The following is a 21571-nucleotide window of genomic DNA, read 5'->3' as shown; positions in this document are numbered from 1 at the left end:
CACCATGGCTGGACTCACGAGCAGTGGGCCGAACGTGGATGTCAGCCTGCTGTACCGGATCAACGGGGCTTCCCTGCAGGCCCCGGACTGGCTGGACCGGACCGTCGGCCTGGCCGGTGCGTACGGGATCCCGCTGGCCCTGGTGCTCCTGGTCCTGTGGTGCTGGCGCGGTGCCCGCCGCCAGGACGAGGCCACCGCCGTCGAGTCCTTCGCCGCGCTCGTGTGGGCCCCGCTGGCCGCCGCTCTCGCACTGCTCGTGAACGTACCGCTGCGCGAATTCGTCGGGAGGCCGCGGCCGTTCCTTGAGCACGACGGGCTGAACGTGCTCGACGCCGGCCTCGGGGACCGGCTCGGCGCCGAGTTCGGGAACACCCAGTTCTCCTTCGTCAGCGACCACGCCACCCTCGCGATGGCCCTGGGCGTCGGCCTGTTCGTGGCCAACCGGAGGATCGGGCTCGTCGGGATCGCGCTGGCCGTCGCCGAGGGCGCGTGCCGCGTGTACATGGGCGTCCACTACCCGACCGACGTGATCGGCGGCTTCGCGCTCGGTACCGCCGTCGTCCTGGTGCTCGCGCCGCTCACCATGGCGCTGCTGAACCCGGTGGTGCTCGCGGTGGCCCGCGCCCCGCGCCTGGGGCGGCTCGTACGGGCCAAGGAGCGGATGCTGCCGCGACCGGTCGGGCTGGCGCAGGCGCCGAACCCGGCGGGGGAGCAGCGCCCGCAGGAGAGCGACCTCGCGGCCTGAACACGCGGCCTGATCCGCCTTCAGGCGCCGGCGTACGAGTCCCATACGGCGAGCAGCGCGGCCACCAGCAGGCACAGCCCCGCCGCGCCGAAGCACATCCGCACCGCCGTCGGGCGGGGGCGGGGGGTCACGGGTCGCCGCCGCCGTCGGCGTCGCCGTCGCGGCGGTAGCGGGAGCGCAGCCACAGCCCGGTCGCCAGGGCGGCGGCGGCGGTGAGTCCCACGGCCAGGGCCACGTCGGCCGGCCCGTCCGCCGAGCCCGCGGGTCTGGCCCAGGCGGCGCCGGCGGGCGCGGACACGATGAGCAGGGCCCAGAGGAGGGCCGCGAGGCGGGCTGCGGGTCCTGGCATGAGTCAAGGGCATCCGCTCCCGCGCGGCCCGGCCAGCCGAGTGGTCCGAACGGGTTACCCCGTCAGGTGCCGGGCGGCGTCCTTGCGGGCCAGGTCCCGGGAGCGGCGGGCCGGGCCCTGCCAGCCGCAGGTGCACACCGCCAGACAGAAGGAACCCCGCTCGGCGGTGGAGGTGGTGTGCCCGGTCGGCGGCTGCGACTGCGGGCGCTGGAACGGTACGGAGGAAAGCGGAGGGATCAAGGGCGCTTCGGTGTGCGGTTCCACGCCCCAACGGTACCCGGGTCGGGCGCGGTCCCGGGAGGGCCGCGGGCCGTGACGGGAAACCCCGGATCTCGTTAACCGGAGCGGGTGGGGCCTCGGGCAGACAGCGGTCACGCGTTGGGGGTTGGGCAGGCGATGGTGGTTCACCAGCACAGGCGGCGGCGCGGGCGTGCGGGTGAGGCGGTGCTCGCAGCCGGCGTCACCCTGGCCGTCACGGCGATGGGCGGATGCGCGGGCGACGGCGGTGACGACCGGCCTCCCGCGGACCCGGCGGCGGTGGTCCGCGGGGCCGCCGACGCGCTGGCGAAGGCGGGCAGCGCCCGGGCCCGTACGGCCATGGAGATGGCCACGGGCGGCACCCGGGTCACGATCCGCGGCGAGGGCGGGGTCGACTTCAAGAACCGGATGGGCCAGCTGCTGGTCATGCTCCCGGCGGACGTGAAGGGGCAGGCCGAGCACCGGCCCATCACCGAGCTGCTCGTACCGGGCGCGCTGTACATGAAGAACCGCGGCGCGGGCGTGCCGGACGACAAGTGGGTCCGGGTCGATACGACGGCCCTCGCCGACGGGAACCTGGTCACGGGCGGGGCCACCGATCCGCTGGTCGCGGCCGAGCTGCTGCGGGGCGCGCAGGAGGTGTCGTACGTCGGGGAGACCGAGGTGGCGGGCACCAAGGTGCGGCACTACCGGGGGACGACGGACCTCGGGCGGGCCGCGCGGAGCGCCTCGGCGGAGCTGCGGGGGGCGCTGGAGGCGGCGGCGAAAGGGTTCAGCAAGGACACCGTGCCGTTCGACGCGTACCTGGACGAGGAGGGGCGGCTGCGGAAGGTCCGCCACCGGTTCACCTACGTCAACGACGGCGTGATCGACGTCTCGTCGACGACGCTGCTGTACGGGTTCGGGACGCCGGTGACAGTGGTGCTGCCCGCGAGCGCGGACATCTACGCGGGGAAGATCGCGGAGTAGTGGGATCAGGCCAGTATTGCCGCCCGGGCCATGGCCCCGTGCCCGGAAATGGTCCTTCCGTGTCATGTGCGGCGGCGGGCGGTCTCCCTACGCTGAGAAACCGGGTGCCGGCGAGTGTGTGATGCGGCATGACCGATGACGGCCGGTGGCCGGTGGCCCGTGGCAGATTGAGGTGACACGCGTGACTCCCGCAGGCGGTACGACGGTGCAGGACCACGTGGCGCTGGCCGAGATCGAACTGTGCGGTGAGCTGATCATCGCGGCGTCGGCCGCGGTGGAGGAGCGGCTGAGCCAGGACCGGATCGACGAGGTGCTGATGGGGATCTGGTCGGGCTGACCCTTCGGGTCCCGGGGCGCTGCCCCAGACCCCGCGCCTCAAACGCCGGCGGGGCTGAAAAGACCCGGGGGCTCCGCCCCCGGACCCCCGCGCCTCAAACGCCGGCGAGGCTGGATTTCGTACGGCGGGGCCGGAGGATGCGCGGGTTACGTGCGCAGGAGGCGGGCGATGGCCTTTGTGGCCTCTTCCACCTTGGCGTCGATTTCCGTGCCGCCCTTGACCGCCGCGTCCGCGACGCAGTGGCGCAGGTGTTCCTCCAGGAGCTGGAGGGCGAAGGACTGGAGGGCCTTCGTGCTCGCGGAGACCTGGGTGAGTATGTCGATGCAGTACACGTCCTCGTCCACGAGCCGCTGGAGGCCGCGGATCTGGCCCTCGATCCGGCGCAGGCGCTTGAGGTGCTCGTCCTTCTGGTGGTGGTAACCGTGGACGGCTCCGGCTCCGGAGCCCTCTGCCTCGATGGTCGTCATGCTTCCTCCCAAGGTCCGCGCATACCCCTCATGGGTATAGGATACCGGGCTCCCGCCGAAGAGTCAGGGGTCCGTGGTCCTCACTCTGCCTGATGGAGGACACTGGGGAACCACCGGTTAGCCGTGGCCGGGGGATGCGCCTAGCATCAGCCTGACCGAACCCAATGCACCCCGAGGACCTCACGTGCGATTTCGTCTGACCCCCAGGGAGACGAGCTTCTACGACATGTTCGCCGCATCCGCGGACAACATCGTCACGGGCTCCAAGCTCCTGATGGAACTGCTCGGAGCGGACTCCTCCGCACGGGCCGAGATCGCGGAGCGGATGCGGGCGGCGGAGCACGCGGGAGACGACGCGACCCACGCGATCTTCCACCAGCTGAACTCCTCCTTCATCACGCCGTTCGACCGCGAGGACATCTACAACCTGGCCTCGTCGCTCGACGACATCATGGACTTCATGGAGGAGGCGGTCGACCTGGTCGTCCTCTACAACGTGGAGGAGCTCCCCAAGGGCGTCGAGCAGCAGATCGAGGTGCTGGCGCGCGCGGCCGAGCTGACCGCCGAGGCCATGCCGCACCTGCGGACGATGGAGAACCTCACCGAGTACTGGATCGAGGTCAACCGCCTTGAGAACCAGGCCGACCAGATCCACCGCAAGCTGCTCGCCCAGCTCTTCAACGGCAAGTACGACGCCATCGAGGTGCTGAAGCTCAAGCAGATCGTCGACGTGCTCGAAGAGGCGGCCGACGCGTTCGAGCACGTTGCGAACACGGTGGAGACCATCGCGGTCAAGGAGTCCTGAACCTCGTGGACACCTTCGCTCTGGTCGTGACCATCGGTGTCGCGCTCGGCTTTACCTATACGAACGGTTTTCACGACTCCGCGAACGCGATCGCGACCTCGGTCTCGACGCGGGCGCTGACCCCGCGCGCCGCCCTGGCGATGGCCGCGGTGATGAACCTCGCCGGTGCCTTCCTGGGCAGCGGGGTGGCCAAGACGGTCAGCGAGGGCCTGATCGAGACGCCCACGGGCAACACGGGCATGTGGATCCTCTTCGCGGCGCTGGTCGGCGCGATCGTGTGGAACCTGATCACCTGGTACTTCGGGCTGCCCTCGTCCTCCTCGCACGCGCTGTTCGGCGGCATGGTGGGCGCGGCGCTGGCCGGCGGCACGCAGGTGATCTGGTCGGGCGTGCTCGACAAGGTCGTCATCCCGATGTTCGTCTCGCCGGTGGTCGGCCTCGTGGTCGGTTACCTGGTGATGGTCTGCATCCTGTGGATGTTCCGCCGGACCAACCCGCACAAGGCGAAGCGCGGCTTCCGCATCGCGCAGACCGTCTCGGCGGCCGGCATGGCCCTGGGCCACGGTCTGCAGGACGCGCAGAAGACCATGGGCATCGTGATGATGGCCCTGGTCATCGCCGATGTGGAGAGCGCGGGCGCCGCGATCCCGATCTGGGTCAAGATCGCGTGCGCCGTGATGCTGTCGCTGGGTACGTACGCGGGCGGCTGGCGGATCATGCGTACGCTCGGCCGCAAGATCATCGAGCTGGACCCGCCGCAGGGTTTCGCGGCGGAGACCACCGGTGCCTCGATCATGTTCGGCTCGGCGTTCCTCTTCCACGCGCCGATCTCCACCACCCACGTGATCACCTCGGCGATCATGGGTGTGGGCGCGACGAAGCGGGTGAACGCGGTGCGGTGGGGCGTCGCCAAGAACATCATCCTGGGCTGGTTCATTACGATGCCGGCGGCGGCGCTCGTCGCCGCGCTGTGCTTCTGGATCGTGAACCTGGCGTTCGTCTAGCGGGAGCGGGCCTCCTGCTGGGGGTCCGGGGGTCATCCCCCGGGCGATGCAGCATTGCGATGCCGGCGGCGGCGCTCGTTGCCGCGCTGTGCTTCTGGATCGTGAACCTGGCGTTCGTCCAGGCGCGGGAACGAGAGCGGGCCGGCTCCCCCCACCCAGGGGGAGCCGGCCCTTTTTCTTTCTTTCGCCTTGCGGTGGCACCGCCATGCAGCACCGCAGGACGCTCAGTACACCTCGCGGTTTAGCCGAAGCGGCCGGAGATGTAGTCCTCGGTCGCCTGGACGGACGGGTTGGAGAAGATCCGGTCCGTGTCGTCGATCTCGACGAGCTTGCCGGGCTGGCCGACCGCGGCGAGGTTGAAGAAGGCGGTGCGGTCCGAGACGCGGGCCGCCTGCTGCATGTTGTGCGTCACGATGACGATCGTGAAGCGCTCCTTGAGCTCGCCGATCAGGTCCTCGATGGCGAGGGTGGAGATCGGGTCGAGGGCCGAGCAGGGCTCGTCCATCAGCAGGACCTGCGGCTCGACCGCGATGGCGCGGGCGATGCACAGACGCTGCTGCTGGCCGCCGGAGAGGCCGGAGCCGGGCTTGTTCAGGCGGTCCTTGACCTCGTTCCAGAGGTTGGCGCCCTGGAGGGACTTCTCCACGATGTCCGTGAGCTCGGACTTCTTGAAGGAGCCGTTGAGGCGCAGGCCCGCCGCCACGTTGTCGAAGATCGACATGGTGGGGAAGGGGTTCGGACGCTGGAACACCATGCCGACCGTGCGGCGGACCGCGACCGGGTCCACGCCGGCGCCGTACAGGTTCTCGTCGTCCAGGAGCACCTTGCCCTCGACGCGGCCGCCGGGGGTGACCTCGTGCATGCGGTTCAGGGTGCGCAGGAAGGTGGACTTGCCGCAGCCGGACGGGCCGATGAAGGCGGTCACGGAGCGGGGCTCCACGGTCATCGAGATGTCGTCGATGGCCTTGTGGCTGCCGTAGAAGGCGGACAGTCCGCTGACGTCGATTCGCTTAGCCATGAGGGGTCACTTCGCTTTCAGTAGTCGCGTCAGCGACCGGTCTTCGGGGCCTTCCAGCGGGCGATGCCGCGGGCCACCAGATTGAGGATCATGACGAAGGCGATCAGGACGAGCGCAGCGGCCCATGCGCGGTCGTAGGAGGCTTCACTGCCGACCTTGTACTGCTCCCAAATGTAGAGGGGGAGCGAGGACTGGGCGCCTTCGAAGGGGTTGCCGTTGATCAGCTGGGAGCCGAAGACCAGCAGCATGATCGGGGCGGTCTCACCGGCGATGCGGGCGACGGCCAGCATCACACCGGTGGAGATACCGCCGATGGCGGTGGGGAGCACGACCTTGAGGATCACGCGCCACTTCGGCACACCGAGGGCCAGGGCGGCCTCGCGCAGCTCGTTCGGGACGAGCTTGAGCATCTCCTCGGTGGAGCGGACCACGACGGGCATCATCAGGATCGACAGGGCCATGGCGCCGGCGAAGCCGGAGGGGCCGAAGCCGAGCATCAGGTTCCAGGTCGTCAGGATGAACAGACCCGCGACGATGGAGGGGATGCCGGTCATGACGTCGACGAAGAAGGTCACGGCCTTGGCGAGCGAGCCCTTGCCGTACTCGACCAGGTAGACGGCGGTCAGCAGGCCGATGGGGGCGGCGATCAGGGTGGCCAGGGCGACCTGCTCGATGGTGCCGAGCAGCGCGTGGTAGACGCCGCCGCCCTCGTCGAAGCTGGTCACGCCGTTCATGGAGTGGCTGAGGAAGTTGGCGCTGAGGAGCTTCAGGCCGCGGCTGATCGTGGTCCACATCAGCGAGAGCAGCGGGATGACCGCGAGGACGAAGCAGACCCACACGAGGGCGGTCGCGACGCGGTCCTTGGCCTGGCGGCGGTTCTCGATGACCGCGCTGGCGGCGTAAGTGATCCCGATGAAGATCAGGGCGGCGATCAGGCCCCACTGGATCTTGCTGTTCAGGTCGAGGGCGAGGCCGATGCCGGATCCGAGCGCGATCGAGAGGGCCGCGATGCCGGCCGGGGCCCAGCGGGGCAGGCCGCCTCGGGTGAGGCCGGCGGGGGCGGCGGACTTGCGGGCCCGGACGGGGCGCTGGTCCTGGAGTGCGTGGCTCATCAGGCGTTCGCCCCCGAGAAGTCCTTGCGGCGAGCGATGATCAGGCGAGCTGCACCGTTGACCAGCAGGGTGAGCAGGAAGAGGACCAGACCGGAGGCGATCAGCGCGTCCCGGCCGAACTCGTTGGCCTCGTCGAACTTCGCGGCGATGTTCTGCGCGAAGGTGCCGCCGCCCGGGTTGAGGACGTGGAACGAGATCAGGAAGCTCGGGGAGAGGACGGTCGCGACGGCCATGGTCTCGCCGAGCGCGCGGCCGAGGCCGAGCATCGAGGCGGAGATGACACCGGAGCGGCCGAAGGGCAGCACCGACATCCGGATGACCTCCCAGCGGGTCGCGCCGAGGGCCAGGGCGGCTTCCTCGTTCATGCGCGGGACCTGGAGGAAGACCTCGCGGCTGACGCTGGTCACGATCGGCAGGATCATGATCGCGAGCAGGATGCCGACGGTGAAGAGCGAGCGGGCGACGCCGACCTGGGTCTTCTCGAAGACGTACGTCCAGCCGAGGTACTCGTCCAGCCAGAGGTTCAGGCCGTTCAGCTGCGGGACGAGGAAGAGGGCGCCCCAGATGCCGTAGATGATCGACGGCACGGCGGCCAGCAGGTCGACCACGTAGGCGAGGGGGGCGGCCAGCTTGCGCGGCGCGTAGTGCGAGATGAAGAGGGCGATGCCGACAGCGATCGGAACCGCGATGGCCATCGCGATGATCGAGCTGATGACAGTGCCGAAGAGCAGGACGGCGATGCCGAAGACGGGCGGGTTGGCCGACGCGTTCCAGTCGAAGGTGGTGAGGAAGTTCCCCTCGTTCTTCGACAGTGCGATCGAGGCGCGGTAGGTGAGGAAGGCGGCGATCGACGCCATGATCACCAGGAGCAGGATGCCGGAGCCCTTGGAGAGGCCGGCGAAGATCTTGTCACCGGCGCGGCCGGTGGACCTTTCGCTCTTGGCGACAGGCGGAGCCGTGTCTATCTGGGTGGGTGTGGTGGAAGCCATGGTCTTTCCGGTCTGTGTGGGGGGCAGGCCCCCTGGCGGCGGTGCACCGGATTTCCCCCGGGTGGAGGGGAAGGGTCCCGGGGTCCGGTCCGCCCCGGACGGGGGGCGGACCGGACCTCGGGGTCAGGATTTAGCCGAGGGTCTTGATGACTTCGCGAACCTTGGCGTTGATCTCGGCCGGGATCGGCGCGTAGCCGTTCTCGAGGAGGACCTTCTGGCCCGCGTCCGAGGCGGCGTAGTTCAGGAAGGACTTCACGGTCGGGAGCGTCTCGGCCTTGTTGCCCTTGTCGCAGACGACCTCGTACGTGACCAGGACCAGCGGGTAGGCACCCTCGGCCTTGGTGGTGTAGTCGAGCTTCAGGGCCAGGTCCGAACCGGTGCCGGCGACCTTGGCGGCGGCGATGGCCTTGGAGGCGTTCTCACCGGTGGCCTTGACCGGGGCGGCGGCACCGGTGTTCAGGTCGACCGTCTTGATGCTCTGCGAGCTGGCGAAGGAGAGCTCGAAGTAGCCGATCGCACCGTCGACCTGCTTGACCTGGGCGGCGACACCGGCGGAGCCCGAGGCGGCCTGGCCACCCGGAGCGGCCCACTTCTTCGCGGCCTCGTACGGCCAGGCGTCGGGGGCGGTGGCCTTCAGGTACTTGGTGACGTTCTCGGTGGTGCCCGAGTCGTCGGAGCGGTGGAAGGCCTGGATGGCGGTGGAGGGAAGCGTGACGCCCGGGTTCAGCTTCTTGATCGCCTCGTCGTCCCACTTCTTGATCTTGTCGTTGAAGATGTTGGCGATCGTGGCGGCGTCCAGGTTCAGCTTGTCCACGCCGGCGACGTTGAAGCCGAGGGCGACGGGGCCGCCGACCATCGGCAGGTTGACGCCCTGGCCACCGGTGCAGATCTTCTTCGACTCCTCGACCTGCTCCGGCTTCAGCGCCGAGTCGGAGCCGGCGAAGCCGACGGTGCCCTGGTTGAAGGCCACGATGCCCTCACCGGAGGAGGAGGACTTGTAGTTGACCTCGACGCCGGAGCAGGCGGCCATGTAGTTCTTGATCCACAGCTCGACCGCGTTCTTCTGGGCGGAGGAGCCGGAGGCCAGGAGCTTGCCCTTGGCGTCGTCGCACTTGATGTCGCCGGCGGCCGGAGCCGAGGCCTTCGGGCTGCCGTCGGCGGTCTTGGTGTTGTCGTCCGAGCCGCACGCCGTGAGGACCAGGGCGCCGGACACGACGAGCGCCCCGAGGGCAGAGGCACGAAGCATGTTCTTGCGCTGAAGCTTCACTTTCGGGTGTTCCTTCCAGAAGCCGCCGGCCGCTTTCTGTATCGGGGCGGCGTGCGAAGAGGACTACGTCGGTTTGCCCGGGGGGCCGCTCGTTCTGTCCGGCGACTCGCTCCGTGCATCACCGAAATTAGGCAGATCAGGTGAAGCAGCCGACCGGGGAGAGTGAACGGACGGTGAACCGTGGCGGACGACCCGGTGCGTTCCGACCGGTACGTACACGGCCGTAAGCATCCGTTATCCCGCCGTTACCGCGGCGTGACCGCGGCCGGCTCCGGAAGCCAGATGTCCTGGAAGGCGGCCCGCGCCGCCTCCACCTCGTGCCGCTGGTCCGCGTGCAGCACGCCCAGGGCGTACGCCGTCGCGGGGGCGATGCGCGGGGTGCGGGCCGCCGTCGCCGAGGCCGCGGCGGCCTCGGCCGCGTCGCGGTGCCGGTCCAGGGCCTCGCCCGCCGCCGTCAGCCGGGCCACGTCCCCGCCCAGCGCCTCCCGCGCGTACCGGTGGACCCGCAGGAGGCGGCGCACCTCGTGCCAGAGCCCGTCGTGGTCGCAGTCGTACGGGTGCGCGCGGTCGACCGGCGGGAGCGCCGCGACCGCCGCCGAGAGGCGGTTTTCGGTCACCTCTGCCAGCGGGACCAGGACCTCCGACACCCGGCCCCGGGCCGCCACCAGGTTCAGCGGGACCTCCGAGGCCAGCACCGCCACCGCGTCCGCCACCGCGTGGAAGCGGGCGGAGCCCAGGGCCTGGAGGGTGGCCGAGTGGGCGCGCGTACGGGCCAGGGTCAGCTGCCGCTCCAGCAGCGCGCCGGCCCGGGCGGAACCCACCGTGAGCGCGCCGGCGCCGGCCCGCGGGGCCGGCAGCTCCGCGGAGGAGGACCCGGACAGCCGGTGCAGCGCGTCCATCAGACGCGCCAGCCTCGCCGCGTACGCGTGCTCGTCGGCCAGCGTCGTCGACAGCCACACCAGCTCGGTGCGCAGCCCGTCCGCCCAGGAGGACTCCGTCACCCCCCGGAACGTGGCCAGCGAGCCGCTGATCCGGCGCGCGGCCCCCCGCAGGCCGCGCGCCGCCTCGCTGCTCTCCGCGGAGTCCGACATGCCCGCCGCGCCCGCGTCGTGCAGGCGCAGCGCGCGCAGGAAAGCGGTGGCTTGGGATGTCAGGTAGACGCCGAGCACGTCACCTGCGGTCGGGTCATGGTTTGGCTGAGCCACGCCGGCGCCTCCGGGCGTCTATGAGCATCTCCTGTACGTGCCGCAGCGGCTGGCCCTCGGAGTCCGTGCTGTGCCGGGTCCATTCGCCGTCCGGGCCCAGGTGCCAGGAGGAGGTGAGGTCGGACATGCCGGTCTCGAGCATCCGGTCCAGTGCCGCGCGGTGGGCCGGGTCGGCGACCCTGACCAGTGCTTCGATACGGCGGTCGAGATTGCGGTGCATCATGTCGGCGCTGCCCATCCACACCTCGGGTTCGCCGCCGCTGCCGAAGGCGAAGACCCGGGAGTGCTCCAGGAAGCGGCCGAGGATCGAGCGGACCCGGATGTTCTCCGAGAGCCCGGGGACTCCGGGGCGTACGGCGCAGATGCCGCGGACCCAGATGTCGACGGGCACGCCCGCCTGGGAGGCCCGGTAGAGCGAGTCGATGAGCGCCTCGTCGACGATCGAGTTCATCTTCATGCGGACGTACGCGGGGCGGCCGGCCTTGTGGTGGGCGGTCTCCTTGTCGATCCGCGCTATCAGCCCGTCGCGCAGCGAGCGCGGGGCCACGATCAGCCGGCGGTAGGTCTCGCGGCGCGAGTAGCCCGACAGCCGGTTGAACAGGTCGGAGAGGTCCGCGCCGACCTGCGGGTCGGCGGTGAGCAGGCCGAGGTCCTCGTAGAGCCGGGCGGTCTTGGGGTGGTAGTTGCCGGTGCCCACGTGCGAGTAGCGGCGCAGCGTGTCGCCCTCCTGGCGGACGACGAGCGAGAGCTTGCAGTGGGTCTTGAGGCCGACGAGCCCGTAGACGACGTGGCAGCCGGACTCCTCCAGCTTGCGCGCCCACTTGATGTTGGCCTGCTCGTCGAAGCGGGCCTTGATCTCGACGAGTACGAGGACCTGCTTGCCGGAGTCGGCGGCGTCGATCAGGGCGTCCACGATCGGGGAGTCGCCGGAGGTGCGGTAGAGCGTCTGCTTGATCGCGAGGACGTCCGGGTCGGCGGCGGCCTGCTCCAGGAAGGCCTGCACCGAGGTGGAGAAGGAGTCGTACGGGTGGTGCAGCAGGACGTCCCGCTCGCGCAGGGCGGCGAAGATGTCGGGCGCGGACGCGGACTCGACCTCGGCGAGGTCCCGGTGGGTGCCGGCGACGAACTTCGGGAACTTCAGCTCGGGCCGGTCCAGGGAGGCGATCCCGAAGAGGGCGGTCAGGTCCAGCGGGCCGGGCAGCGGGTACACCTCGGAGGCGTTGACCTTCAGCTCCTGCACGAGGAGGTCCAGTACGCCGGGGTCGATGGACTCCTCGACCTCCAGGCGCACGGGCGGGCCGAAGCGGCGCCGCATGAGCTCCTTCTCCAGGGCCTGGAGGAGGTTCTCCGCGTCGTCCTCCTCGACCTCGAGGTCCTCGTTGCGGGTCACCCGGAACATGTGGTGCGCGAGCACCTCCATGCCGGGGAACAGCTCCTCCAGGTGTGCGGCGATGACGTCCTCCAGCGGGACGTAGCGCTGCGGGGAGGCCTCCAGGAAGCGGGAGAGGATCGGCGGGACCTTGACCCGGGCGAAGTGGCGGTGGCCGCTGACGGGGTTGCGTACGACGACGGCCAGGTTCAGGGACAGGCCGGAGATGTACGGGAACGGGTGCGCGGGGTCCACGGCCAGCGGGGTGAGCACCGGGAAGATCTGGTTCCGGAACAGCGTGAAGAGGCGCGCCTGCTCCTTCTCCGTGAGGTCGGGCCAGCGGATGAGGTGGACGCCCTCCTCGGCGAGGGCCGGGGCGATGTCCTGCTGGAAGCAGGCGGCGTGCCGGGCCATGAGCTCGCGCGAGCGGGTCCAGATCAGGTCCAGCACCTCACGGGGCTGGAGGCCCGAGGCCGAACGGGTGGCGACACCGGTCGCGATACGCCGTTTGAGGCCGGCCACGCGGACCATGAAGAACTCGTCGAGGTTGCTCGCGAAGATCGCCAGGAAGTTCGCCCGCTCCAGGAGGGGCGTGGTGGGGTCCTCGGCGAGCTCCAGCACCCGCTCGTTGAAGGCGAGCCAGCTGCGCTCCCGGTCCAGGAAGCGGCCCGGCGGGAGCTCGCCGCCGTCCTTGTCCTCGTACGCGTCCAGATCGGCGTCGAGGTCCGGGTCGAGACCCACGTGGGGCCGGTGCGCGGCTATGGACCCCAGCCGGGGTGCGCTGCGCTGGGCCGCGGCGGTGGTGGCGTTGTGAGACGGGTGCTGGGCGGGGACCTCGGTGGGGCCTGCGCTGGGCTTGTGGCTCATGACTCCATTCTTCCGCGCGCGCGGGAGGACAGGCGCGTCGGAACTGTCGGCCGTCAGTCGGAGTCGGGGCTGCCGGGGCTGCATTCACGGAGCGTCGCAAGCGCGTCTGAATGCCCGGTTAATGGCGTGTGGCTTCCCGGGTCCGGCTGACGCACGGACCGGTGCGGTGCGCTGCGCTGTGCCGCGGCGGGTGGGGGGCCGGGTGCGGCGCCGTTGCCGGGGGCGCTGCCCCCGGACCCCCGCGCCTCAATCGCCGGCGAGGCTGGATCTTGGCCGGCCTCAGCCTGCGAGTGCGCGCAGCGCGACCTTGCGCCCGGGCGGGCTGGATTGCCCGGAGGGCAATTCCAGCCCCGCCGGCGTTTGAGGCGCGGGGTCCGGGGCGGAGCCCCGGCAGCGGCGGCGAGGTCCGTACGCCCGGGCCGGGTGCGGTCAGCTCTCCGTGCGGTACATCAGGTCCACCTCGTGGGTCGTGAAGCCGAGGCCCTCGTAGACGCGCAGGGCCGCCGGGTTGTCGGCGTCCACGTAGAGCATCGCCGTCGGCAGGCCCTGGGCCGCGAGGTGGCGCAGGCCGATCGCGGTGAGGGCCTTGCCGAGGCCGCCGCCCTGGGCGCCCGGGCGGACGCCGAGCACGTAGACCTCGCCGAGCTCGTCCTTCGCGTGGACCTTCGTCCAGTGGAAGCCGACCAGCTCGCCTTCCCGCTCGGCCAGGAAGAAGCCGTCCGCGTCGAACCACGGCTGCGCGATCCGGTCGTTGAGGTCCCGCTGGGTCAGCGCGCCCTGCTCGGGGTGGTGGGCGAAGGCGGCCGCGTTCGCCGCGAGCCAGGCGGCGTCGTCGGAGCCCGGCACGAAGGTGCGGACCGTCACCCCGGGCGGCAGGACCGGCTCGGGCAGCGGGTCGCCTTCGGCCAGCGGGCGGCGCAGCTGGCGCAGTTCGCGGAAGAGGGTCAGCCCGAGCACCTGCGCGAGGTGCCGCGCGGCCGACTTGCCGCCGTGCGCCCACACCCGGATCCGCTTGCCCGAGGCGGCCAGCAGGGCCGAGCCCAGGGCCCGCCCGTGCCCGCGGCCGCGCAGCGCCGGGTGGATGACGAGCTCGGCGGCGGGGGCCTCCACCGGGTCGGTGTCCTCCAGTTGCCCGTATCCGGCGAGCCGCCCGCCCTCGGTGAGCAGGAAGTGCCGGATCCCCTCGCGCGGCCCGCCGCGCAGCTGGAGCCGGCCCTGCTCGGACACGGCGGTGGTGCCGTCCGTCCGGGCCGCGTCCTCGATCAGTGCGAGGACGGATTCGGCCTGTTCCTCCGTCAGCTCGTCGAGGGTCTCAATCTGCCGTCCCGGCTCCAGGGCCGCTGCTGCGTCAGTCATGACACGAGCCTAGGCCGTCTGTGGCGGGTGGTGGAGCCTGGGCGCGGGGTCGATCCGTCTTCTGCATGTAACCAACGCGATACCCGTTCCCCCCTGTCGTGCTACGCGCGTTGACAATAGGCTGCGGCGGACCTACCGAGCATCATCGCTGTCCACAAAGGGGATTAAATGTCAGCGACGCCACAACGGCACCGCCGAGCCCGCCGGTTGACCCTTACCGCGCTGGCGGTCACCGCCGGGGCCGGGGCCATGGTCGCCGCCGCCCTCCCGGCCGGAGCCGCGAGTGGTGGCGGCGCGGCCGCCAAGCACCGGACCGTCGACGTGCAGCTGCTGTCGTTCAACGACTTCCACGGCACGCTGGAGCCCCCGCAGGGCTCCTCCGGCAACGTGACCGAGCGTCAGGCCGACGGCACCACCAAGGCCATACCCGCGGGCGGGGTCGAGTACCTCGCGACCAGCCTGCGCGAGGCCCGCAAGGGCCACGAGTACTCCGTCACCGCCGCGGCCGGTGACATGATCGGCGGCAGCCCGATGCTGTCGGGCATCTTCCACGACGAGCCGACCGTCGAGGCGCTCAACAAGCTGGACCTGGACGTCTCCAGCGTCGGCAACCACGAGTTCGACGAGGGCAAGGCCGAGCTGCGCCGCATGGTGTACGGCGGCTGTCACCCGGTCGAGGGCTGCTTCGAGTACGGCAAGGAGTTCACGGGCTCCGAGTTCAAGTACCTCGCCGCGAACGTCACGGACGAGAAGACCAAGCGTCCGATGCTGTCGCCCACCTTCGTCTGGAAGAAGGGGGACGTGAAGATCGGCTTCATCGGCGTCACCCTGGAGGGCACTCCGGACGTCGTCACCGCCGAGGGCGTCAAGGGCCTGAAGTTCAACGACGAGGTCGAGACGATCAACAAGTACGCCGCCGAGCTGAACAAGCAGGGCGTGAAGTCGATCGTCGCGCTGATCCACGAGGGCGGTCTGCCCGCGAGCGGCGCGTACAACTACGACTGCGACGTCCCGGGTGCCGGCGCCGGCGTCTCGGGCGCGATCGTGGACATCGCCAAGAACGTGGACCCGAAGGTCGACGCCCTGGTCACCGGCCACACGCACCAGGCCTACAGCTGCAACATCCCCGACCCGGCGGGCAACCCGCGTACGGTCACCTCCGCCGCCTCGTACGGCCGGCTGTTCACGGACACCACCCTCACCTACGACCGCGCGACCAAGGACATAGTCCGCACCCCGGTCAAGGCGCCCAAGCCGGTCAACAAGGTCGTCACCCGGGACCAGCCCAAGGCCCCGGACATGACCGAGCTGGTCGACCGCTGGAAGGCCCTGGCGGCCCCGATCGCCAACCGCCCGCAGGGGTTCATCTCCGCCGACATCCCGGGCCGCGGCTCGGAGGCGCCGGAGAAGCCGCTGGGCGACCTGATCGCCGACGCGCAGCTGGAGGCCCTGGCCCCGGCGGACAAGGGCGGCGCGCAGCTGGCCATCATGAACCCGGGCGGCATCCGCGCCGACCTCGCCTACAAGGCGGGCGGCGCCGAGGGCGACGGTGTCGTGACGTACGGCGAGTCCTACACGGTCCAGCCGTTCAACAACATGATGAACATCGTCGACCTGACCGGCGCGCAGCTGATCACCGCGCTCCAGCAGCAGGTCACCGGCCCGGTCAACGGCGCCAACCCGAAGATCCTGCAGGTGTCGAAGGGCTTCACGTACACCCTCGACATGACGAAGGCCGGTGCGGACCGCATCGTCGTGGACTCGGTCAAGCTGAACGGCGCGGCGATCGACCCCGCCAAGACCTACCGGGTCGCGATGAACGAGTTCCTCGCGGGCGGCGGTGACGGCTTCACCGTCCTGAAGGAGCACAAGAACAAGCTGGTCGGCCCGTCCGACCTGGACTGCTTCAACGCCTACCTGATGAAGTCGACGGCCGCGACCCCGATCGCCCCGCCGGCGGCGGACCGGATCACGGTCATCAAGTAGTACTGGTAGTAGAGGTAGTGCCGGTAGTACCGGTGGCATGCCCGAAGGGGCGGTGGGCTTCTCGCCCGCCGCCCCTTCGGCGTTCTCATTCGCGCCAGAACAGGTGGTGCGTCACGCCGCTCGGGCTGGGTACGACGTCCAGGTGGTAGCGGTCGAGCAGTTCGTCCGGCGACTCCCACAGGCGCGCCCCGGCTCCGAGCCGCACCGGTGAGACCGCCACGTGCAGGGTGTCGACGAGGCCGGCGTCGAGGAACTCCCGGATGGTGGTGGCCCCGCCGCCGAGCCGGACGTCCTTGCCCCGCGCCGCCTCCCGCGCCTGCTCGAGCACGGCCGCCGGCTCGCCGTCGACGAAGTGGAACGTGGTGTCGGAGAGGGTGAACGAGGGGCGCGCGTGGTGGGTCATGACGAACACCGGGGTGTGGAACGGGGGCTCCTCGCCCCACCAGCCGCGCCACCCGTGGTCCTGCCAGGGGCCGCGCTGCGGCCCGAACTTGTTGCGGCCCATGATCTCGGCGCCGATGTTGTGGGCGAAGTCCCGGGTGAAGTAGTCGTCGAGGCCGCGGCTGCCCCCGGGATCGGTGCGGTTGGGCCAGCTCGCCGTCGCGCCGGCCCAGGCGAACATCTGACCGGGATCGGCGTGCCCGAACGGCCTCTCCAGGCTCTGGCCCTCACCGGCGCCGAACCCGTCGACGGAGACGCAGAAGTTCTGGACCCTCAGTAGCTGGCTCATGTGTTCCCTCCGGATGTCGGTGTCCACAACTGTGGAGACTGCCGGGGGGAGCCGGACTCATCGCCGTGGACGCGGCCGGTCACCACCCGCTCGGCCTACCCTGTCTACCCGAGGCCGGCGAGGAACTTGCGTACGGCCTCGTTGAACCCCTGCGGGTCTTGGAAAGGCACGAAGTGGTCGCCGTCCAAGGGTGCGTACGAGGTCCCCGGCCGCCGGGTGGCCATCGCGTCGGCCACCTCCTGCGGGAGCGCCGCGCTGCGGGTGCCGTGGATGAGCAGCGCCGGGCAGTCGCTCGCGAGCCAGGCGTCCCAGTGGTCGCCGCGGCAGCCTTCGATCGAGTCGAGCTGGTCCTGCGGGTGGAACGGCAGGCGCCAGCCCGTCCCGTCGGTGAGCGGGCGCAGTGCCTGCCCGACGATCTGGGAGCCGACCGGTCCGGCGGCGGTGAGGAGTTCCTCGGCGGTGGCGGCGGTGTAGAGCATGCCGTTCAGGAAGCCGAACCAGTCGGACTCGGCGGGGTGGACCTGCACCGTGGCGTCGACGTCGATGAGCGCGCTGACCCGGTCGGGGTGGGCGGCGGCCAGGTGGAGGGCGTTGAGCCCGCCGAGGCTGTAGCCGAGGACGGCCACCGGCTCCTGCAGGCCGAGGTGGTCGAGCAGGGCGACGGCGTCGGCGACGTATCCCTCGCGGGTGTAGTCGGGGGCCCGGTCGGAGTCGCCGTGGCCGCGCTGGTCGGGGGCGATGACCCGCCACTCCTCGCCGAGGGCCTCGGCGAGCCCGATGAAGGCGCCGCCTTCGGACATGCCGCCGTGCAGGGCGAGCAGCGGACGGCCGGTGCCGCCGAAGTCCAGGTAGGAGAGGGTGCGGTCGTCGATCTTCAGCTCGTGGCGCACGGCTGGTGCCTCCCGTGGATCCGTCTTCCGTGGAACTTCCGATGGCTGAAGCCTGCCAGCGTTTGGGCGTCTGCGCAATACGTTCGTTTAGCGCGCTTGCCCAAGTCGGTGGCGCGGCTACGATCCCGGCATGGGAAATCGCGAGGACCTGCTGGCCGGAGCCCGGCGCTGCCTGGAGGAGAAGGGGTATCTGCGCACGACCGTGCGCGATATCGCCACGGCCTCGAACGTGAGCATGGCCGCGATCGGCTACCACTTCGGATCGCGCGACGCCCTGCTCAACCAGGCGCTCTTCGACGCCATGGCGGAGTGGGCCGCCGGGTCGGGGCGGCTCCTCGGGCAGGGGGACACCGCTGAGGAGCGGTACGCCGACACCTGGGACCGCAAGATCCGGGACTTCGGCGAGATGCGCTGGCTGTGGACCGCCTCCGTCGAGGCCTTCGTCCACGCGCAGTCCCAGCCGGAGCTGCTCGCGATCCTGGCGGAGGGGCAGCGCCACAATCGGCGCATGGTGGCCGCCGGGCTGGCCGGAGTGCCCGTGGAGGAGGTCGCCGAGGAGGACGTACGGTCCCTGGGCTCGCTGCACATCGCGCTGCTCAGCGGCGTGATGGTGCAGTGCCTGACCGATCCGGAGCAGGCGCCGAACGGCCGCGAACTCGCGGCGGGGCTGCGCCGCATGGCGGAGTTGCTGGAGGGGTAGGCCGCTTCTCCCGGGGCGGGTCGGGGGTGGCCGGCTCCGCCGGGACCTGCGGGCGTTGCCTACCCGTGGGTAGTGGAATTGACGTGCGCACGCCATAATCTGCCCACCATCGGGTCGGCAAAGGGGCGGGCATGGGCATGGAGCGACGGGCGTTTCTGGTCGGAGCACTGGCTACGGGAATCGCCGTCGGGCTCGGCGCACCGCCCGCGGCGGCTGCGGCCCTCGGCACCCAGGACTGGATGGCCGGCCTGTCCGACGCCACTGCCCTGCAGCGGATGACCATCCCCGGCACGCACGACTCGGGCGCACGCCAGGGCGGGCTCTACGTGGCCTGCCAGAACACCTCGATCGCCGAGCAGCTCGACTCCGGCATTCGCTTCCTCGACGTCCGCTGCCGGGTGACGGGCGGATCGTTCGCCATCCACCACGGGTCCTTCTATCAGGGCCTGATGTTCGGGGATGTGCTGGTGGCCTGTGCGAACTTCCTCGCCGCCCATCCGTCCGAGACCGTTCTGATGCGGCTCAAGCAGGAGTACTCGACCGACAGCGACGCGACGTTCCGCGCTGTCTTCGACGACTACCTCGATCGTCGCGGGTGGCGCCCGATCTTCCGGATCGCCGATGCGCTGCCGAACCTGGGGCAGGCCCGCGGGAAGGTGGTCCTGCTCGCCGACAACGGCGGGCTGCCGGGCATGCGCTACGGGGACGGGAACGTCTTCGACATCCAGGACGACTGGAACGCCGAGCCCTTCGCCAAGCGCGGCAAGATCGAGAACCACTTCCGCAAGGCCGTCCAGCAGCCCGGAAAGCTCTTCGTGAACTACACCAGCACCTCGGCCTACATGCCCCCGCGCTGGAACTCCGACCGGCTCAACCCCCAGGTGCACGCCTTCGTCGACGGCGGGGAGATGGCCGGCCGCACCGGGCTCGGGATCGTCCCGATGGACTTCCCCAACACCCGGTCCGGCCTGGTGGCCTCACTGATCCGGCACAACTGACGGCGGCGGGGCCGGCGCCCCCGGGATGCGCAGCAGCGCCTCCGTGCCCGGGCCGCCGTCGGCCGCCGCCCGCAGCTCGGCGCTGCCGCCCGCGCGTGCCGCCGTACGGGCCACGATCGACAGGCCGAGCCCGCTGCCGGGCAGGGCGCGGGCCGACGGGGAGCGCCAGAACCGCTCGAAGACGTGCGGGAGCTCCTCGGCCGGGATGCCGGGCCCGTGGTCCCGTACGGTCAGCTCGCCCGCCCGCAGCGTCACCTCGACCGCGCCGCCCGGCGGGCTGAACTTCACGGCGTTGTCCAGGATATTGACCACGGCCCGTTCCAGCGCCGCCGCCTCGCCCCGTACGTACCAGGGCTCCAGGGAGGAGGTGAAATCCAGCTCGGGACCGCGCAGCCGGGCCCGGGACAGGGCCGCGTCCGCGATCTCGTGCAGGGCCACCACCTGGAGCGGGCTTCCGGCCCCGGCGTCCGGCCGGGACAGCTCCTGGAGGTCGCCGATCAGTGAGGCGAGCTCCGTCATCTGCGCCTTCACCGAGGCCAGCAGGTCCTTGCGGTCCTCGGGCGGGATGGCCCGGCCCGTCTCCTCGCTGCGGGCGAGGAGCTCGATGTTGGTGCGCAGCGAGGTGAGCGGGGTGCGCAGCTCGTGTCCGGCGTCCGCGATCAGCTGGGCCTGCCGCTCCTGGGAGGAGGCGAGGGCCGCGGTCATCGAGTTGAAGGACCGCGACAGGCGGGCGATCTCGTCGTCGCCCTCGTCGGGGATGCGGACGGTGAGGTCCTCGGTACGGGCGATGTGCTCTACGGCGTCGGTGAGTTCGTCGACGGGCTGGAGTCCCGTACGGGCCACCCACAGGCCGGCCGCGCCCGCGCCGACGACTCCGATTCCGGAGACGAGGAGCAGCACCCAGGCCAGGGTGGACAGCGGCTTGTCGACGTCGGCGAGGGGCTTGGCCACGACCAGTGCGGCAGGCTGCTGGTCGACCAGGGCGCGCTGGGAGTAGACGCGGATCGGGACCCCGTCGGAGGTGGTCGAGTCGTACAGGACGTCGCCGCTGCGACGCTGGGCGACCTCCAGGTCGGCACTGGTGACCTGCAGGGTGTTCTTGCCGTCGATCCAGCAGTGCGAGCCGTCGGCCAGCACGATCTGGACCTGCGCGCTGAGGTTGTTGGCGGGCCGGTCCGGCAGCGCACCGCCCGGCTTGCAGCCGATCGCCCGGTACACCTGGTTGGCCTGGGCCTCGGCGTTGGTGGCGCGCAGCGAGCTGTCGAGCTGGTCGCGCAGCTGGCCGCGCACCATCACCCACGACACCGCGGCCACCGCCGCGACGGCCACCGCCACCGCGGTGGCCACCAGCAGCGCGAGGCGCGAGCGCAGCGGGAGCGCGCGGAATCTGGCGACCGGGCTCACTCGGGCCCGCTCTCGCCGGCGCGCAGTACGTAGCCCACGCCGCGCACGGTGTGGACCACGCGGGGTTCGCCGCCGGCCTCGGTCTTGCGGCGCAGGTACATCACGTACACGTCCAGGGAGTTGGAGCTGGGCTCGAAGTCGAAGCCCCAGACGGTCTTGAGGATCTGCTCCCGGGTCAGGACCTGGCGCGGGTGCGCCAGGAACATCTCCAGCAGCGTGAACTCGGTACGCGTCAGCTCCACCGGCCGCCCGCCCCGGGTGACCTCGCGGGTCGCGAGGTCCATGCGCAGGTCGCCGAAGGCCAGCGCGTCCTCAGGCGCCCCTTCGCCGGGGCGCGGGGCGGCGTACGAGCTGCGGCGCAGCAGCGCGCGGACGCGGGCGAACAGCTCGTCGAGCTCGAACGGCTTGACGAGGTAGTCGTCGGCGCCCGCGTCGAGGCCGGTGACGCGGTCGCCGACGGTGTCCCGGGCGGTGAGCATCAGGATCGGGGTGACACTGCCGGAGGAGCGCAGCCGGCGGGCCGCCGTCAGCCCGTCCATCCGGGGCATCTGGATGTCCAGGACGATCAGGTCGGGGGCGTACGAGGCCGTCTTGTCGAGGGCGTCGAGCCCGTCGACGGCCGTCTGCACGTCGTACCCCTCGAAGGCGAGGCTGCGGCGCAGGGCCTCGCGTACGGCGGGCTCGTCGTCGACGACGAGGATCCGCGCTTCGCCTTCGGCGGGATTCATTTGTCCCCCTGGGTGGTG

Annotated in this window: 22 protein-coding genes; 8 read left to right on the top strand and 14 right to left on the bottom strand. The window is 70.9% G+C overall.

The annotated features are described in order from the left end of the window. Positions 1 to 4: 4 nt before the first annotated feature. On the top strand, positions 5 to 745 hold the full coding sequence (locus tag AB0O21_RS21855) for a phosphatase PAP2 family protein (RefSeq protein WP_365172865.1): 741 nt from the start codon (positions 5 to 7) through the stop codon (positions 743 to 745). Positions 746 to 872: 127 nt separating this feature from the next. Here AB0O21_RS21855 and AB0O21_RS21850 read toward each other — a convergent pair whose 3' ends face one another. Then, the gene (locus AB0O21_RS21850) at positions 873 to 1094 is read right to left on the bottom strand and encodes a hypothetical protein (RefSeq protein WP_365172864.1); all 222 of its coding nucleotides are present in this window, start codon (positions 1092 to 1094) and stop codon (positions 873 to 875) included. Positions 1095 to 1148: 54 nt separating this feature from the next. Continuing rightward, complete coding sequence (locus AB0O21_RS21845) at positions 1149 to 1334, bottom strand: hypothetical protein (protein WP_365172900.1); 186 nt, start codon at positions 1332 to 1334, stop codon at positions 1149 to 1151. Positions 1335 to 1574: 240 nt separating this feature from the next. Between AB0O21_RS21845 and AB0O21_RS21840 the strand changes: the two genes are divergently transcribed. Both AB0O21_RS21840 and AB0O21_RS21835 read left to right on the top strand, forming a co-directional pair. Further along, on the top strand, positions 1575 to 2321 hold the full coding sequence (locus AB0O21_RS21840; RefSeq protein WP_365172898.1) for a hypothetical protein: 747 nt from the start codon (positions 1575 to 1577) through the stop codon (positions 2319 to 2321). Positions 2322 to 2502: 181 nt separating this feature from the next. After that, a complete protein-coding gene (locus tag AB0O21_RS21835) occupies positions 2503 to 2658 on the top strand; it encodes a hypothetical protein (RefSeq protein WP_327419582.1) in 156 nt (51 codons plus the stop codon). A gap of 146 nt (positions 2659 to 2804) precedes the next feature. Here AB0O21_RS21835 and AB0O21_RS21830 read toward each other — a convergent pair whose 3' ends face one another. After that, entirely contained in the window at positions 2805 to 3125 is a 321-nt protein-coding gene (locus tag AB0O21_RS21830; protein WP_365172863.1) for a metal-sensitive transcriptional regulator, read from the bottom strand. A gap of 184 nt (positions 3126 to 3309) precedes the next feature. Between AB0O21_RS21830 and AB0O21_RS21825 the strand changes: the two genes are divergently transcribed. Both AB0O21_RS21825 and AB0O21_RS21820 read left to right on the top strand, forming a co-directional pair. Then, positions 3310 to 3930, top strand: coding sequence for a DUF47 family protein (locus AB0O21_RS21825; RefSeq protein WP_189734839.1), 621 nt, complete (start codon positions 3310 to 3312; stop codon positions 3928 to 3930). Positions 3931 to 3935: 5 nt separating this feature from the next. Next, the gene (locus AB0O21_RS21820) at positions 3936 to 4934 is read left to right on the top strand and encodes an inorganic phosphate transporter (RefSeq protein ID WP_365172862.1); all 999 of its coding nucleotides are present in this window, start codon (positions 3936 to 3938) and stop codon (positions 4932 to 4934) included. A 241-nt stretch (positions 4935 to 5175) separates the two neighbouring features. Here the strand turns inward: AB0O21_RS21820 and pstB are convergent, their stop codons facing one another. The 7 genes from pstB to mshD form a co-directional block, all read right to left on the bottom strand. Further along, on the bottom strand, positions 5176 to 5952 hold the full coding sequence (pstB, locus tag AB0O21_RS21815; protein WP_365172861.1) for a phosphate ABC transporter ATP-binding protein PstB: 777 nt from the start codon (positions 5950 to 5952) through the stop codon (positions 5176 to 5178). Between the two features lie 29 nt (positions 5953 to 5981). Then, positions 5982 to 7064, bottom strand: coding sequence for a phosphate ABC transporter permease PstA (pstA, locus tag AB0O21_RS21810; RefSeq protein ID WP_365172860.1), 1083 nt, complete (start codon positions 7062 to 7064; stop codon positions 5982 to 5984). After that, positions 7064 to 8053, bottom strand: a complete 990-nt coding sequence (gene pstC, locus AB0O21_RS21805; RefSeq protein ID WP_365172859.1) for a phosphate ABC transporter permease subunit PstC — start codon at positions 8051 to 8053, stop codon at positions 7064 to 7066. Before pstC ends, pstA begins: the two co-directional genes overlap by 1 nt. A 130-nt stretch (positions 8054 to 8183) precedes the next feature. Continuing rightward, positions 8184 to 9320, bottom strand: a complete 1137-nt coding sequence (pstS, locus tag AB0O21_RS21800) for a phosphate ABC transporter substrate-binding protein PstS (RefSeq protein WP_365172858.1) — start codon at positions 9318 to 9320, stop codon at positions 8184 to 8186. A 245-nt stretch (positions 9321 to 9565) separates the two neighbouring features. Then, entirely contained in the window at positions 9566 to 10525 is a 960-nt protein-coding gene (locus AB0O21_RS21795; RefSeq protein ID WP_365172857.1) for a CHAD domain-containing protein, read from the bottom strand. Beyond that, positions 10506 to 12761, bottom strand: coding sequence for an RNA degradosome polyphosphate kinase (locus AB0O21_RS21790; RefSeq protein WP_365172856.1), 2256 nt, complete (start codon positions 12759 to 12761; stop codon positions 10506 to 10508). The genes AB0O21_RS21795 and AB0O21_RS21790 overlap by 20 nt, the downstream gene beginning before the upstream one ends. Before the next feature lie 429 nt (positions 12762 to 13190). Further along, entirely contained in the window at positions 13191 to 14117 is a 927-nt protein-coding gene (gene mshD / locus AB0O21_RS21785; protein WP_365172854.1) for a mycothiol synthase, read from the bottom strand. A 168-nt stretch (positions 14118 to 14285) separates the two neighbouring features. Between mshD and AB0O21_RS21780 the strand changes: the two genes are divergently transcribed. Then, entirely contained in the window at positions 14286 to 16103 is a 1818-nt protein-coding gene (locus tag AB0O21_RS21780) for a bifunctional metallophosphatase/5'-nucleotidase (protein ID WP_365172852.1), read from the top strand. A gap of 85 nt (positions 16104 to 16188) precedes the next feature. On the opposite strand, the gene AB0O21_RS21775 is transcribed toward AB0O21_RS21780, so the two are convergent. Beyond that, positions 16189 to 16833, bottom strand: a complete 645-nt coding sequence (locus AB0O21_RS21775) for a dihydrofolate reductase family protein (RefSeq protein ID WP_365172850.1) — start codon at positions 16831 to 16833, stop codon at positions 16189 to 16191. A gap of 104 nt (positions 16834 to 16937) precedes the next feature. Then, entirely contained in the window at positions 16938 to 17723 is a 786-nt protein-coding gene (locus AB0O21_RS21770; RefSeq protein WP_365172849.1) for an alpha/beta hydrolase, read from the bottom strand. A 130-nt stretch (positions 17724 to 17853) separates the two neighbouring features. Between AB0O21_RS21770 and AB0O21_RS21765 the strand changes: the two genes are divergently transcribed. After that, positions 17854 to 18423, top strand: coding sequence for a helix-turn-helix domain-containing protein (locus tag AB0O21_RS21765; RefSeq protein WP_365172848.1), 570 nt, complete (start codon positions 17854 to 17856; stop codon positions 18421 to 18423). A gap of 137 nt (positions 18424 to 18560) precedes the next feature. Beyond that, positions 18561 to 19421, top strand: a complete 861-nt coding sequence (locus AB0O21_RS21760) for a phosphatidylinositol-specific phospholipase C (protein WP_365172896.1) — start codon at positions 18561 to 18563, stop codon at positions 19419 to 19421. Here AB0O21_RS21760 and AB0O21_RS21755 read toward each other — a convergent pair. Beyond that, positions 19401 to 20825, bottom strand: coding sequence for a HAMP domain-containing sensor histidine kinase (locus AB0O21_RS21755; RefSeq protein WP_365172846.1), 1425 nt, complete (start codon positions 20823 to 20825; stop codon positions 19401 to 19403). The two genes, AB0O21_RS21760 and AB0O21_RS21755, sit on opposite strands and share 21 nt — an antisense overlap. After that, positions 20822 to 21553 (bottom strand): response regulator transcription factor, encoded by a 732-nt coding sequence (locus AB0O21_RS21750; protein ID WP_365172845.1) that lies wholly within the window; start codon positions 21551 to 21553, stop codon positions 20822 to 20824. The genes AB0O21_RS21755 and AB0O21_RS21750 overlap by 4 nt, the downstream gene beginning before the upstream one ends. Positions 21554 to 21571: the final 18 nt, after the last annotated feature.

The sequence above is a fragment of the Streptomyces sp. NPDC091371 genome, from assembly GCF_040684275.1.
Taxonomy (GTDB): domain Bacteria; phylum Actinomycetota; class Actinomycetes; order Streptomycetales; family Streptomycetaceae; genus Streptomyces.
The sequence above is the reverse complement of the archived record's forward strand: the minus strand, read 5'-3'. Positions and strand labels throughout refer to the sequence as shown.

Coding starts and splice junctions, on each gene's coding strand:
- AB0O21_RS21855 (WP_365172865.1), top strand. CDS start 5: ATGGCTGGACTCACGAGCAGTGGGCCGAACGTGGATGTCAGCCTGCTG.
- AB0O21_RS21850 (WP_365172864.1), bottom strand. CDS start 1,094: ATGCCAGGACCCGCAGCCCGCCTCGCGGCCCTCCTCTGGGCCCTGCTC.
- AB0O21_RS21840 (WP_365172898.1), top strand. CDS start 1,575: ATGGGCGGATGCGCGGGCGACGGCGGTGACGACCGGCCTCCCGCGGAC.
- AB0O21_RS21830 (WP_365172863.1), bottom strand. CDS start 3,125: ATGACGACCATCGAGGCAGAGGGCTCCGGAGCCGGAGCCGTCCACGGT.
- pstB (WP_365172861.1), bottom strand. CDS start 5,952: ATGGCTAAGCGAATCGACGTCAGCGGACTGTCCGCCTTCTACGGCAGC.
- pstA (WP_365172860.1), bottom strand. CDS start 7,064: ATGAGCCACGCACTCCAGGACCAGCGCCCCGTCCGGGCCCGCAAGTCC.
- pstC (WP_365172859.1), bottom strand. CDS start 8,053: ATGGCTTCCACCACACCCACCCAGATAGACACGGCTCCGCCTGTCGCC.
- AB0O21_RS21790 (WP_365172856.1), bottom strand. CDS start 12,761: ATGAGCCACAAGCCCAGCGCAGGCCCCACCGAGGTCCCCGCCCAGCAC.
- mshD (WP_365172854.1), bottom strand. CDS start 14,117: ATGACTGACGCAGCAGCGGCCCTGGAGCCGGGACGGCAGATTGAGACC.
- AB0O21_RS21780 (WP_365172852.1), top strand. CDS start 14,286: ATGTCAGCGACGCCACAACGGCACCGCCGAGCCCGCCGGTTGACCCTT.
- AB0O21_RS21775 (WP_365172850.1), bottom strand. CDS start 16,833: ATGAGCCAGCTACTGAGGGTCCAGAACTTCTGCGTCTCCGTCGACGGG.
- AB0O21_RS21765 (WP_365172848.1), top strand. CDS start 17,854: ATGGGAAATCGCGAGGACCTGCTGGCCGGAGCCCGGCGCTGCCTGGAG.
- AB0O21_RS21760 (WP_365172896.1), top strand. CDS start 18,561: ATGGAGCGACGGGCGTTTCTGGTCGGAGCACTGGCTACGGGAATCGCC.
- AB0O21_RS21750 (WP_365172845.1), bottom strand. CDS start 21,553: ATGAATCCCGCCGAAGGCGAAGCGCGGATCCTCGTCGTCGACGACGAG.